This is a genomic window from Mycoplana ramosa, assembly GCF_041930185.1.
GTDB lineage: Bacteria > Pseudomonadota > Alphaproteobacteria > Rhizobiales > Rhizobiaceae > Mycoplana > Mycoplana ramosa.
Genome location: NZ_JBHEEW010000001.1, coordinates 112115 through 124584, shown reverse-complemented (window position 1 = coordinate 124584; position 12470 = coordinate 112115). Strand labels below are relative to the sequence as shown.

General features: G+C 63.9%; 13 protein-coding genes. 7 read left to right on the top strand and 6 right to left on the bottom strand.

Annotated elements, in window-relative coordinates:
* The first annotated feature begins 36 nt into the window (after positions 1-36).
* On the top strand, positions 37-849 hold the full coding sequence (locus JNC62_RS00475) for a CbbQ/NirQ/NorQ/GpvN family protein (RefSeq protein ID WP_374834914.1): 813 nt from the start codon (positions 37-39) through the stop codon (positions 847-849).
* A 10-nt stretch (positions 850-859) separates the two neighbouring features.
* Positions 860-2758, top strand: a complete 1899-nt coding sequence (locus tag JNC62_RS00470) for a nitric oxide reductase activation protein NorD (RefSeq protein WP_374834913.1) — start codon at positions 860-862, stop codon at positions 2756-2758.
* 138 nt (positions 2759-2896) lie between these two features.
* Here JNC62_RS00470 and hemN read toward each other — a convergent pair whose 3' ends face one another.
* A complete protein-coding gene (gene hemN, locus JNC62_RS00465; protein ID WP_374834912.1) occupies positions 2897-4249 on the bottom strand; it encodes an oxygen-independent coproporphyrinogen III oxidase in 1353 nt (450 codons plus the stop codon).
* A 207-nt stretch (positions 4250-4456) separates the two neighbouring features.
* On the opposite strand from hemN, the gene JNC62_RS00460 reads away from it, so the two are divergent.
* From JNC62_RS00460 to JNC62_RS00440, 5 genes are all read left to right on the top strand, one after another.
* Positions 4457-4729, top strand: coding sequence for a DUF2249 domain-containing protein (locus JNC62_RS00460; RefSeq protein ID WP_374834911.1), 273 nt, complete (start codon positions 4457-4459; stop codon positions 4727-4729).
* 35 nt (positions 4730-4764) lie between these two features.
* Positions 4765-6138, top strand: a complete 1374-nt coding sequence (locus JNC62_RS00455; RefSeq protein WP_374834910.1) for a hypothetical protein — start codon at positions 4765-4767, stop codon at positions 6136-6138.
* Positions 6113-6622, top strand: a complete 510-nt coding sequence (locus tag JNC62_RS00450; RefSeq protein ID WP_374834909.1) for a DUF2249 domain-containing protein — start codon at positions 6113-6115, stop codon at positions 6620-6622. Before JNC62_RS00455 ends, JNC62_RS00450 begins: the two co-directional genes overlap by 26 nt.
* A complete protein-coding gene (locus JNC62_RS00445) occupies positions 6623-6916 on the top strand; it encodes a metal-sulfur cluster assembly factor (RefSeq protein ID WP_374834908.1) in 294 nt (97 codons plus the stop codon).
* A 493-nt stretch (positions 6917-7409) separates the two neighbouring features.
* Positions 7410-7877, top strand: coding sequence for a hypothetical protein (locus JNC62_RS00440; RefSeq protein ID WP_374835631.1), 468 nt, complete (start codon positions 7410-7412; stop codon positions 7875-7877).
* Between the two features lie 154 nt (positions 7878-8031).
* Here JNC62_RS00440 and JNC62_RS00435 read toward each other — a convergent pair whose 3' ends face one another.
* Genes JNC62_RS00435 through JNC62_RS00415 form a run of 5 tightly spaced genes read right to left on the bottom strand, consistent with a single transcriptional unit; the run spans position 8032 to position 12464 of the window.
* A complete protein-coding gene (locus JNC62_RS00435; RefSeq protein WP_374835629.1) occupies positions 8032-8727 on the bottom strand; it encodes a NapC/NirT family cytochrome c in 696 nt (231 codons plus the stop codon).
* A gap of 7 nt (positions 8728-8734) precedes the next feature.
* Positions 8735-9235, bottom strand: a complete 501-nt coding sequence (locus JNC62_RS00430) for a nitrate reductase cytochrome c-type subunit (RefSeq protein WP_374834907.1) — start codon at positions 9233-9235, stop codon at positions 8735-8737.
* Entirely contained in the window at positions 9205-11709 is a 2505-nt protein-coding gene (napA, locus tag JNC62_RS00425) for a periplasmic nitrate reductase subunit alpha (protein WP_374834906.1), read from the bottom strand. Before napA ends, JNC62_RS00430 begins: the two co-directional genes overlap by 31 nt.
* Positions 11684-11971, bottom strand: coding sequence for a chaperone NapD (locus JNC62_RS00420; RefSeq protein ID WP_374834905.1), 288 nt, complete (start codon positions 11969-11971; stop codon positions 11684-11686). Before JNC62_RS00420 ends, napA begins: the two co-directional genes overlap by 26 nt.
* A complete protein-coding gene (locus tag JNC62_RS00415; RefSeq protein ID WP_374834904.1) occupies positions 11964-12464 on the bottom strand; it encodes a ferredoxin-type protein NapF in 501 nt (166 codons plus the stop codon). Before JNC62_RS00415 ends, JNC62_RS00420 begins: the two co-directional genes overlap by 8 nt.
* Positions 12465-12470: the final 6 nt, after the last annotated feature.

Sequence of the window (12470 nt, the reverse complement as noted above, 5' to 3'; positions counted from 1 at the left end):
CCGCATTCACCCCCTTCTCTTTCTAGGAATTCCGCCATGAACCTTCTGAAGACCCCGCTATTGCATTCGCAGGAAAATATCCCGCACTACGTGCCCAAAGGCAACGAATGCGCGCTGTTCGAGACCGCGCTGGTGCGGCAGTTGCCATTGCTGCTGAAAGGGCCGACGGGATGCGGCAAGACCCGCTTCGTCAGCCACATGGCCGCCCGCCTCGGCCTGTCGCTGACGACGGTTTCCTGCCATGACGACCTCGCCGCCGCCGACCTGACCGGCCGTTATCTCCTGAAGGGCGGCGACACGGTCTGGGTCGACGGTCCGCTGACGACCGCCGTGCGCAACGGCGGCGTCTGCTACCTCGACGAGATCGTTGAAGCCCGCAAGGACGTCGCCGTCGTTCTGCATCCGCTCACCGACGACCGCCGGATCCTGCCGCTGGAGCGCACCGGCGAGACGCTGGAGGCGCCGGACACCTTCATGCTCGTGGTGTCCTACAATCCCGGCTACCAGAACATCCTGAAGGCGCTGAAGCCCTCGACGAAGCAGCGCTTCGTCGCCATCGAATTCGACTTCCTGCCGCGTGAACAGGAGATTGCTGTCGTCGCGATCGAAAGCGGGCTGGACGCCGCCAAGGTCGCGCCGCTGGTCGATCTTGCCTATCGGCTGCGGGCGATGAAGGGCCATGACCTCGAGGAGGGCGTCTCGACGCGCCTGCTGGTCTACTGCGCGGCCCTCATCGACAGCGGGATGCCGGTGAAGGAAGCGGTCCTGGCCGCTCTGATCGAACCGCTCACAGACGAGCCGGACATCCGCGCCGCGCTGGTCGAAGTCACCAACGCCGTCATCAACTGAGGGCTTGGCCATGCTCGACTTTCTCGAACTGGAGGAAACGGTCGGCAAGTTCTGGCATCGGCTCGTCGGAACGACGGCGAGCATGCCACGCTATCCCGAGCATGCGGTTTCCTTCGACGAGTTGAAGCCGATCCTCCCCACCTGCTTTAGAGGCTTCGGCGGAGAGTCGGCGGTCCAGCTGACGCCGGCCCATGCGCGCACCTCGCGCCATCGCCTGCGGATAAGACAACTGGTGGGGCTCGGCGAGGAGAAGGTCGCCGGCGCCACCCGCGACCACGCCACGGCCATGCTGCCGCCGGTGATCGACCACTTTCCCGACCGGCAACTGAACCGCGATCTCTACATCTGGCTCGCCGCGGCAATGGCGGCGATGGAGCTGGCTGAGCCCGACGCCACGGACCCGCTGCACCGCGACCTGCAACGGATCGAAGCGGCGCAGCGAACGGTCGCAAACGTCCTCGACGCCTTGCCGGGGCTGCGGCAGATCTATGGGCGGCTGTGTCGCGCGATCCTGAAGGAACGCACCCGCGGCATCCTTCCCGCCGTGGAGCAACTGGTGGAAAACCGCATCCTCGGCCTGTTGCGGAAAGGCGGCGGGATTGCCGATGGCACCCCGCCAGCGATTTTTCCGCATCACGCACCGGCCGGCTACCAGCCGATGATGGGCGTGCCGCTGTGGCCGGAGTTCCATGTCCGCGCGGAAACGGCGACGAAGACCGAAGACGCCGGCCGGAACGGCCCGGAAGGGCCGGCAATGGCTGGCAACGCGCGCTACCTGGCGACGAGACAGACGGACGAGGATCGAGTTTCCGACCGCAGCCCCTTCATCCTCAACCGCTTCGAGAAGATCCTGGCGATGGCCGAGATGGTCAATGTCGATCGACCGACGGACGACAGCGAAGAGAGCGACAGCAAGGCGGCGGACGACCTCGACGAGATGAAGCTCGGCCAGCGCAAGGAACGGCCCTCGTCGAAGTTCCGCTTCGATCTCGATCTGCCGCCGGAGATGGTCGATCTTTCCGCCATCGCCGCCGAAATCAGCTATCCGGAGTGGGACTACCGCAAGGGTCGCTATCTCGACAACTACACGAACGTCCTCGCCGTGCCTGCGACCACCCTTGGAGAGAGAAGCGCCCCGAACGACGAGACCCGGGCGCTCATGCGCAAGGTGCGGCGGCAGTTCGAGGTGCTGCGTCCTCGCCATGAACTCCTCAAGGCGCAACTGGACGGGGCGGAACTGGATCTCGATGCCGTCATCCGTTCACGTGCCGACCTTGCCGCCGGCGGCCAGGGCAGCGACCGCATCCACCTGGCGAGCCGGCCGGTCGCGCCGGACCTGGCGACGACGATCCTTGTCGACGTGTCGCTGTCGACGGACGCATGGGTGGACGACCGCCGCGTCCTCGACGTGGAAAAGGAGGCCCTGCTCGTGCTAGCGCACGGGCTGGCGGCTTGCGGCAGCACCCACTCCATTCTCACCTTCACGTCGCGGCGCCGCTCCTGGGTGCGCATCGAAACGATCAAGGGGTTCGGCGAGACGCTCAATGGCACGATCGAGGATCGCATCGCCGGCCTGAAGCCGGGTTACTACACCCGCATGGGAACGGCGATCCGGCATGCGAACGCGGAACTGCAAAAGCAGCCGAGCCGGAAGAAGCTGCTGCTTGTGCTGACCGACGGCAAGCCGAACGACATCGACCACTACGAAGGTCGTTTCGCCCTGGAGGACACCCGTCGCTCCGTGCAGGAGGCGCGCCGCGCCGGCACCAGCGTGTTCGCGGTCACCGTCGACCGCGATGCCAACAACTACCTGCCGACCCTCTTCGGCCGGAACGGATTTGCGCTTGTCGGCGACATCTCGAAGCTGCCGGTGGCGTTGCCCACGATCTATCGCGGACTGACGGTCTAGGGGGACCAGTTTCCGCGATGTGAGCGCGGGGAAGTCCAAAGGTTGGCTCCACTTGGACTTCCTCTGCACTGAAGGCCCAGCATCGGCGGAATGCTGGGCCTTCTTCTGCTTTCGGTTCGCTATGGGATGGACGCGGGTTCAGGCCGCCTTGCTGAAAGTGCGCGCGCTCTTGCCGAGGTAGGCGTCGAACGCGGAGGCGACCGAGCGGACGATGAAGCGATAGCGCTCCTCCACCCGGACGACACCGTTGTCGACCGCGATCAGTCCGTCCTGCTCGAGTTCATCGAGCACGGCGTTGCCTTCGAGCACGGCCTGCGGCTCGAAACCGTGCCTGGAGGCGATCGACGCGACGTCGACGGAAAAGTCGCACATCACCCGTTCAATCAGCTCGGCCCGGAACCGGTCCTCGGCCGTCAGGCTGTACCCCTTGGCGGCGGCAAGCTCGCCGCTGGCGATACGACCGGCGTAGAGGCCGGGCGGCACTTCATTCTGAATGTAGCCCTGCGCGTACTTGCCGATCGACGAGGCGCCAAGACCGATCAGCGTCGAGCAATCGTCGGTGGTGTAACCTTGGAAATTGCGGTGCAGGCGGCCCTCCCGCTGGGCGAGCGCGAGTTCGTCACCCGGCAGGGCGAAGTGATCCAAACCGATGCGATCGTAGCCCGCGGCAACAAGCGCGGCGGCGATCGCTTCGGCCTGCGCGCTGCGCTGTACGGCATCGGGAAGCGCCGCCTCGTCGATCATGCGCTGGTGCTTCTTGAAGGTCGGGATATGGGCGTAGCCGAACACGGCAAGGCGATCCGGGCGCAAGCCGACCGCAGCCTGGACGGTCGCCACGCAGGACTCGACGGTCTGAAACGGCAGGCCGTAGATCAGGTCGAAGTTCAGGGCCGAGACGCCGGCCTTTCTCAGGTTCTCGACCGCGAGGCTGGTGGTCTCGACGCTCTGGATCCGGTTGATCGCCTTCTGAACCACCGGGTCGAAGCTCTGTACGCCGAGACTTGCGCGCGTCACGCCGGACTGGCCGAGCGCTGCGGCCATCTCTTCGGTCAGGGTGCGCGGATCGATCTCCACGGCCGTGTTCACCTGACCGGTAAAGCCGAGCCGGCTTCGCAGCGCATCCATCAGCGACACGAACTCGCCGGGCTTGATGATCGTCGGCGTGCCGCCGCCGAAGTGAATCTCGCCGACCGAAAAGGTCTCTCCCTTCGTCTTCGCCACCAGTTCGATCTCCTGGTGCAGCACGTCGAGATAGTCGAGGATCGGACGATCGCGTTCGGTGATCGTCGTATGGCAGCCGCAGTACCAGCACATCGACCGGCAGAAGGGAATGTGCAGATAGACCGAGGTCCGCTCGCCGCCCGGAATGGCACAGAGCCAGTCGGAATAGACCGATTTGTCCGCAAGTGGCGCAAAATGCGGTGCGGTCGGATAGCTGGTGTAGCGGGGCAATCGCGCCTCGCCGTATTTTTCCATGATGGCTTGGGACATCGGATTTCTCTGCTCGTTGGCTCTGCAGGCGACCCTAGGGGGGCAACAACACTCAGTCTTTGATGAATCGCAAATGCCGCGGAGCGGTTTTTGACTATTGTTTGCCCGGCGACAAATTGAAGCGGGCAGCGCATCGCTAGGTTTTCGAGGTGGGGTGATGTCGGTCCAGTCGCCCGACGAACTCGACAGGGGCCAATGGGAAACACCATGTCAAACTCCGAAAACATTCCGCTGATCGATGTCCGGACGATTGCCCCGCCGGATCGCCACCCGAAGATCTTCGGTGTGCTGGCCGCGCTGGCGCCGGGCGGCATCATGCATGTGACGAGCGATCACGATCCGCGTCCGTTGCACTACCAGATTGCGACCCGCTATCCGGATCAGTTCCAGTGGCAGTATCTCGAGCAGGGTCCGCAGGTCTGGCGAGTGGAAATCCAGCGCAACCAGAGTTCGGGTTGCGGCTGCAGTTGCGGACACTGAGCCAATAACCGGCCTTGTATCGACGAGGTGACGAAATGCCCGGTGCCACGCTGTCCCGTTGGACGATGTCCTATTTTGCTGTCGCACTGGCGTTCCTGCTCGCCGGCGAGGTCCTGCTGACAGCAGGCTTCGGCTACCCCGTGCTGCCCGTCGAGGCGCCGGAGACGCTGATCATCGTTCATACCATCGCCATTGGTTGGCTGGGACTGCTGTTTTCCGGCGCGCTCCTGCAGTTCGTTCCGGTGCTCGTGGCCAAGCCGCTGAAGGCTCCTTCTCTGGCGCTGCCCGCGCTGGTCCTGATCGTTTCCGGCCTGCTGGCATTGCTTGCGGGGTTTCTCGGCCTGAACGGGCGGTTGGCCGTCGACCCACTCGTCCTGCCGGCCGGCGGCGTGCTTCTGGTCGGCGGGTTTGCGGCCCTTTCGACAAGCATCGGCGAGACGATCTGGTCGGCGCGGCCGATCGGTCTTCCCGCACGCTTCGTCGCCGTCGGGCTGGCCGCCATGGCAATGACGGTGTTGCTGGGCCTGTGCTTCACCGCAGTCCTGTCCGGACTGGTCGAGGACACGCATGTGCTCAACCTTGTGCTCGACGGCATCGGCCTGCATGCCGCGATCGGCCTGATCGGCTGGATGACGATCATGGCCATGGGGGTGTCCTATCGCCTGCTCGCCATGTTTCTGTTGGCGCCGGAACGCGACCGCCGGACGACCCGCCTGGTCTTTGCCGCCGCCGTCATCGCGCTGCTGCTCGTTGCGATCGCGACCGTGCTGACGGGAATCGAGGCGCCGAGGGCCTTGCCGCTCTATGCGGCCGCAGCCGTCTCCTTCGTCGGTCTCGGTCTTTACGCGTACGATGTCGTCAGCATCTTCCGGCAACGCCGGCGCAAGACGGCGGAGCTCAACACGCTGATCAGCCTGGCTGCCGTGGCGTTTCTGCTGTTATCCGCCATCCTTTTTGCCGCCTTTGCTGTTAGCGGCACCCTCGCCGACAACGCTGGCGTGCTCGTCTACGTGCTGGCCATGGGCTGGCTTACCTCGCTGGGCCTCGGGCAGCTCTACAAGATCGTCCCTTTTCTGACCTGGATGGAATGCTACGGTCCGGTTCTGGGCAAGACGGCGGTGCCGCGGGTGCAGGATCTCGTCAACGAGAAAAGAGCAGCCTGGTGGTTCGGTCTGTACATCATCACCGTAGCCGTCTCGGCGCTGGCGCTGTTCGTCCATGAGCTTGAGCTTTTCATGGCCGCGGGGGTGCTGCAGATCCTTGCAACCCTGGGCCTGATCGTCGAATTTATGCGCGCGCGCCGGCTCTCCTGGGCACCGCCCGAGATACGCCTGCCGCCGGGCGTGCCGCGGCCCCGCCTGTTTCTTCCTATTGGAGATGACAATGACCGAAAACTTCGCGGAACTTGACGTCAGACCCCTCCTGCAGAATGGCGGCGAGCCGTTTCAGGCGATCATGAGCGCCGTCAGCGCCCTCCAGCCAGGACAGGGGTTGAGGCTTCTGGCGCCCTTCCGACCTCAGCCGCTCTATGCCGTCATGGACAGTCGCGGTTTCGACCATGAAGTGAACGAGATCGAAGGCGGCTTCGAGGTCCGTTTCATTCCCAGGGCATTGCCCGACGTGCAGCTCTCCGAGGAGGCCGATGCGCCCGAGCTTTGGCCCGATCCCGTCGTGGAGCTGGACCTGACCGACCTGGCCCCGCCCGAACCGTTGGTGCAGATCCTTTCTGAAGCGGAGGCCCGGCAGCCAGGCGAGGTCATCTTCGCGCTTCTGTCGCGCGAGCCACTGCTGCTGTACCCGGAGCTTGCCAAGCGCGGGCATCAGTGGTTCGGCAATTTCGACGAGACGGGCGAAACCTATCGCATCATGATTCGCCTGGGAAAGGCGACATAGATGGCACAGATCGAACGAACGGAGCTGAACCGGCGAATTCGCGAAGCCTTGACGATCGTCATGGATCCCGAACTGGGAAAGAACGTCGTCGACCTCGGCCTGATCTACGACATCGCCGACGACGAGGACGGCAACGTGGCGATCTCGATGACGACGACGACGCCGGGCTGTCCGGCCGCGGCTTTTCTGCAGGAGGCGGTGCGCACCTGTGCGGCCGGCGTCGACGGCGTGCGCGACGTCGCGGTTACGCTCACCTATGACCCGCCGTGGACGCCCGACAGGATGACGAACTGAGCCGGATCGGCTCAGTCGCGCATGGCCCCTCAAGCGCATCCGGCCAGAGTCTTCTGGGCGCTCGGGCGTGGCCCAAAAGACCTCCCGATACAGCAGCTTACCGTGGCGCGGCGCCGTGTTCCAACGCCGCAATGCGGCAATGCTGTCGCCGCTTGAACTTCGATTTGCGCTGCTTCGGCTGGATTTTGAGCCTTGATAGTGGCATATTGCGCCCTGTTCTGCCCAACCATGAAGCGCTGCGGACGGCCCGAGCGACGTAGGAGTTGAAGGCAGCAGACAACTCAAACCTCATCCATGTCTTCTCGTCCCAACAGGGATAGGGATGCATTTGTTTGCGAGCAGCCGCGCGCTGCGACGCGGGAGAATGACGGCGTAAAATCGACACCGGCCGGTCGCGCACGGTGTCCCGCTCAACTGAGGTCTTTTGTGCGCTTCGGCTCGGGACGAGCCGAACAGAAAGGAGCCTGTCATGCGAAGCGAGATCATCGTGGGAATGGCCCTGGCCTTCTCGGCCCTGGCTGCGACGGGGGCGATCGCCCAGAAGAAATACGGTTCGGAAGCCGGTTGGGAGATCCTGGTGAAGGACGACATGGGCCCCGGATGCCTGATCAAGAAGGCCAACGCCGACGGGACGCAGATCCAGATGGGCATCGATGCGAAGGGTAAGATGCGCGGCTACATGGCGCTCTACACAAAGGCCGATGCCAATGTCGCCTCCGGCAAGAAAATTCCGGTTCTTTTTGACGTCGACGGGCAAAAATTCAGCGGTGAAGCCGAGGGCCAGGTGATCGGAGGCTACCGCGGAGCGTACGTGTGGGTGAATAATGCTGACTTCATCTACGATCTTGCCAAAAAGAATGCCGTTACGATTACCCCGGAAGGGGGCAATCCGGTTGTCGTCAAGCTTGCCGGAACTGATGCTGCCTTCAAGGCGCTGAAGGCCTGTCAGGAAGCTCAATAGGGTCGCCTAAAGCTACGACGCTTGGCTCGGGTGGCATACCGCCGCTGCAGTGGCGGTGTGCGTCACTTGTCGTGGCGTCATGCATGCCCACCCGCGTCGCCGCCATGCTGTGGCGATGCAGGCGCTCACTCAGACCGGGCGGCCTCCCTGCCGGTCAGAACGCCTCGGCGTGCAACTCCGCCATCGCACGGCTCAGGTCGCCGATCGGCGTCGCGTTCGCCGCACTCTTCCCCTCGACTTCCGGCGGCATCCTCCAGCCGGGATCGATGCCTTCCATGTTGGGCAATTCATGCGCGATGCCCTTGTGGCAATCGATGCAGGTGGCCCGGCCGGGGAGCAGATAGCGCGTGTGGATCTCCGCAGCCCGCTGCGTCTGTTTTTGCAGATCCATTGCAATCGACGAATGGCAGTTGCGGCATTCGAGGCTGTCGTTGGCCTTCAGCCGTGCCCATTCGCGTTGCGCCAGTTCGAGGCGTTTTTCGAGAAACTTCGGCCGCGTGTTGATCGTACCGAAGATCTTGCCCCACACCTCTTTCGAGGCCTGCATCTTGCGGGCGATCTTGTCGGTCCATTCGTGGGGAACATGGCAGTCTGGGCAGGAGGCCCGCACGCCGGAGCGGTTCGAGAAGTGAATGGTGCGCGTCAGCTCCTGATAGACGTTGTCGTGCATCTCGTGGCAGGACGTGCAGAACTGCTCGGTGTTGGTCAGCTCCAGCGCGGTGTTGAAGGCGCCCCAGAACATCACGCCGCCGACGAAGCCGCCGAGCGTCAGGAAGCCGAGACCGAGCGTGCCCGCCGGTGTGGCGATGATATTCCAGGCCCAGAGAACGATCTTCTTGATCCATGCGATCATGGCGTCACTCGCTTCCGGCGGGCTTGACACCCATCTCGCTCATGTCCTTGAAGACGTTGTTGACCAGCGGCTGCGTGTCGGCCTGCGGCACGTGGCAGGCGGTGCAGAAGTAGCGCCGCGGCGAAACGTCGGCGAGCATCTGGCCGTCGCGGTCCATGTAATGGGTCACACTGATCATCAAAGCGCCGGAACTCTGCGTGAACTCGCGCTTGTGGCAGGACAGGCAACGGTTCGCATTGACAGAAAGCTCGTAGCCCTCGATCGAATGCGGGATGACCGGCGGCTGGTCGGGATAGGCGCGCATCCGGCGCTTGTCGTCGACGATCCATTTCGGCAGCGGTGCTGCGGCATCCGTCGCCATGGACGGCGTCGGCCCCTCCAGCTGCGGCACGGTTTGCGGCACCACCTGGGCGATCGCCGCCGTCGCGACAAACAGCAGGACACCTGCCGCGACCACCATCCAGTCAGGCCGCCTCAGGCGACGGGGAGAATTTTGACCGCGCATTTTTTGAAATCCGTCTGTTTGGAGATGGGATCGGTGGCGTCGAGCGTGACCTTGTTGATCAGCTGGCTGGCATCGAACCAGGGGACGAAGATGACACCGGGCGGCATCCGGTTGCGGCCGCGCGTCTCGACCCGCGAGCGGATCTCGCCGCGGCGCGAAACGATCCGCACTTCCGCACCCTGGTTGATGCCGCGCTTGCGCGCGTCGTCGGCGTTCATGAACACGCGGGCACCCGGGAACGCCTTGAAGAGTTCGGGTACGCGCATGGTCATCGATCCCGAATGCCAATGTTCCAGCACCCGACCGGTCACGAGCCAGACGTCATACTCCTCGTCCGGCGATTCCGCCGGCGGCTCGTAAGGCACGGCGAGAATCACCGCCTTGCCATCCGGCTGGCCGTAGAAGTTGACCCCCTCGCCCGGTTTCACATAGGGGTCGTAGCCCTCGCGATAGCGCCACAGCGTCTCCTTGCCGTTGACCACCGGCCAGCGCAGCCCGCGCACCTCGTGGTAGGTGTCGTAGGGTGCAAGATCGTGGCCGTGCCCGCGCCCGAACGCTGCATATTCCTCGAATAGCCCCTTCTGGATGTAGAAGCCGAAGTCCTTGGCTTCCTGGTTGTCGTATTCCGCATTGATCTCGCTGAGCGGGAAGCGGTCGACCTCGCCATTGCGGAACAGAACGTCGTACAGCGTTTTCCCGCGATATTGCGGATTTGCATCGAGAATATCGGCCGGCCAGACCTCGTCGGTCGTGAAGCGCTTAGAGAACTCCACGAGCTGCCATAGGTCCGACCGCCCCTCGCCGGGGGCGTCGACAAGCTGATGCCAGACATGGGTCCGGCGCTCGGCGTTCCCGTAGGCCCCTTCCTTCTCCACCCACATGGCGGCAGGCAGGATCAGGTCGGCACTCATCGCCGTGATCGTCGGATAGGCGTCGGAAACGACGATGAAGTTTTCGGGATTGCGATAGCCCTGCCAGGTCTCGTTGCTCGTGTTGGGGCCTGCCTGGACGTTGTTGTTGACCTGCACCCAATAGAAGTTGAGCTTGCCGTCCTTCAGCATGCGGTCCTGCTGTACCGCGTGGTATCCCGGCTTTTCGGGAATGATGCCGTGCGGGATGCGCCAGATCTCCTCCGCATGCTTGCGATGCTCGGGATTGGTGACGGTCATGTCGGCCGGCAGGCGGTGGGCGAAGGTGCCGACCTCGCGGGCGGTGCCGCAGGCGGAAGGTTGCCCGGTCAGCGAGAACGGGCTGTTGCCGGGCTCCGAGATCTTACCCGTCAGCAGGTGGATGTTGTAGACCATCTGGTTGGCCCAGACGCCGCGTACATGCTGGTTAAAGCCCATCGTCCAGAGCGACATGACCTTGGTGTTCGGATCGGCGTAGAGTTCGGCCAGTTGCTCCAGGAAGCCTGCATCGACGCCGGTCAGTTCGGCCGTCTTTTCCAGTGTGTATTCGGATACGAGTTCCTTGAACGCCTCGAAGTCGATCGGCTCCATCTTCCCCGGTTCGGCGGTGTTGGCTGCCTTGGTTTCCAGCGGATTGTCCGGCCGCAAGCCGTAACCGATGTCGGTGGCGCCGCGGGCAAACCGCGTGTGCTTCTGGACGAAGTCCTGGTTCACGCGCCCGGTCTGGATGATGTGGTTGGCGATAAAGTTGAGAATCGCCAGGTCGGTGCCCGGCTTGAAGACGATGGGTATGTCGGCGAGATCCATGCTGCGGTGAGTAAACGTCGAGAGCACGGAGACCCGGACATGGGGGTGGCCGAGCCGGCGGTCCGCCACGCGCGTCCACAGGATCGGGTGCATCTCCGCCATGTTGGAGCCCCACAGCACGAAGGCGTCCGCATGCTCGAAATCGTCGTAGACGCCCATCGGCTCGTCCATGCCGAACGTGCGCATGAAGGCGTAGGCCGCCGACGCCATGCAGTGGCGGGCATTGGGATCGAGGTTGTTGGAGCGGAAGCCGGCACGCATCAGCTTGGTTGCCGCATAGCCCTCGAAGATGGTCCATTGGCCGGAGCCGAACATGCCGACGGCCGTCGGACCCTTTTCCTTCAGCACCTTCTTGCACTGATCGGCCATCACGTCGAAGGCCTCATCCCAGCTCACCGGCTCGAACTCGCCGTCCTTCGCATAGGCGCCATTGCGCTTGCGCAGCAGCGGGGTCGTCAGCCGGTCCTCGCCGTACATGATCTTGGAGAGAAAATAGCCCTTGATGCAGTTCAAGCCGCGGTTGACCTCGGCCTGGCTGTCGCCGTGGGTGGCGACGACCTGGCCGTTCTTGACGCCGACCATCACGCCGCAGCCGGTGCCGCAGAAACGGCAGGGTGCCTTCGACCACTTGATTTCGAGCGCCTCGACGCCGCCCGGCACCGGCTGGGCGGCGGCGGGAAGCGCGACGCCGGCCGTCGCGGCGGCGATGCCAGCGGCATGGGCCTTCAGGATGTCACGCCGCGTCAGTGTTCCGGTCATCGCTTTCACTCTCCTCTGTCTCGACATGCTCGAAGACCATGTTGGCGGCGATCACTCCGTCCAGGAGCGACATGCGCGTCAGACAGTCGCCAAGCATGCCCGTGCTCGTACCTTCGATCACGACGACGATCTTGCCGCCGCCGTGTCCGTGGATTTCGACATTTTCCATCTTCGCGATTTCCGCAAGGACGGCCTCGGTGTGCGCCGGCATCGTCGCAATCACGGCACTGGAAACATGGTAGCGCTGCGTCGGCTCAGACATCGGCTGTCTCCATATCGCGGGCCCGCAGTCCGATCGCGCCGACGGGGCAGACACTCAGGCAGGCGCCGCAACCGCTGCAGACCGCTTCGTTCAGCTCGGGAAGGAAAGGACCGCCGATACGCGGGCGAAAACGGATCGCCTGCTCGGGACAGCATTCACCGCAGGACTGGCAGGCAATGTCGTTTCGCGCCAGGCAGGCATCCTTGACCACCGCCACATGTGCAAACCGCGTGTCCCCCTTCGATACGAAGACCGGCTCCGGACAGGCGGCGCTGCATTCGCCGCAAAAGGTGCATTCGCCGAGCGAAAAATCGATGGACGGCACGCCATCGGCTAAGCGGACAATGCTGGTGGGACATCGCTCGGCGCAGCGACCACAGCCGGTACAGGCTTCAAGGCTTTGCGGAGTTGCCCCCGGTGGACAGATGCCGGCCGTTCCGGCGATCGAACGGCCAACGAAAAGCTCCCGCCGCGATATCGGCTCTGTCCGCATCACACC

Coding starts and splice junctions, on each gene's coding strand:
- JNC62_RS00475 (WP_374834914.1), top strand. CDS start 37: ATGAACCTTCTGAAGACCCCGCTATTGCATTCGCAGGAAAATATCCCG.
- JNC62_RS00470 (WP_374834913.1), top strand. CDS start 860: ATGCTCGACTTTCTCGAACTGGAGGAAACGGTCGGCAAGTTCTGGCAT.
- hemN (WP_374834912.1), bottom strand. CDS start 4,249: ATGTCCCAAGCCATCATGGAAAAATACGGCGAGGCGCGATTGCCCCGC.
- JNC62_RS00460 (WP_374834911.1), top strand. CDS start 4,457: ATGTCAAACTCCGAAAACATTCCGCTGATCGATGTCCGGACGATTGCC.
- JNC62_RS00455 (WP_374834910.1), top strand. CDS start 4,765: ATGCCCGGTGCCACGCTGTCCCGTTGGACGATGTCCTATTTTGCTGTC.
- JNC62_RS00450 (WP_374834909.1), top strand. CDS start 6,113: ATGACCGAAAACTTCGCGGAACTTGACGTCAGACCCCTCCTGCAGAAT.
- JNC62_RS00445 (WP_374834908.1), top strand. CDS start 6,623: ATGGCACAGATCGAACGAACGGAGCTGAACCGGCGAATTCGCGAAGCC.
- JNC62_RS00440 (WP_374835631.1), top strand. CDS start 7,410: ATGGCCCTGGCCTTCTCGGCCCTGGCTGCGACGGGGGCGATCGCCCAG.
- JNC62_RS00430 (WP_374834907.1), bottom strand. CDS start 9,235: ATGCGCGGTCAAAATTCTCCCCGTCGCCTGAGGCGGCCTGACTGGATG.
- napA (WP_374834906.1), bottom strand. CDS start 11,709: ATGACCGGAACACTGACGCGGCGTGACATCCTGAAGGCCCATGCCGCT.
- JNC62_RS00420 (WP_374834905.1), bottom strand. CDS start 11,971: ATGTCTGAGCCGACGCAGCGCTACCATGTTTCCAGTGCCGTGATTGCG.
- JNC62_RS00415 (WP_374834904.1), bottom strand. CDS start 12,464: ATGCGGACAGAGCCGATATCGCGGCGGGAGCTTTTCGTTGGCCGTTCG.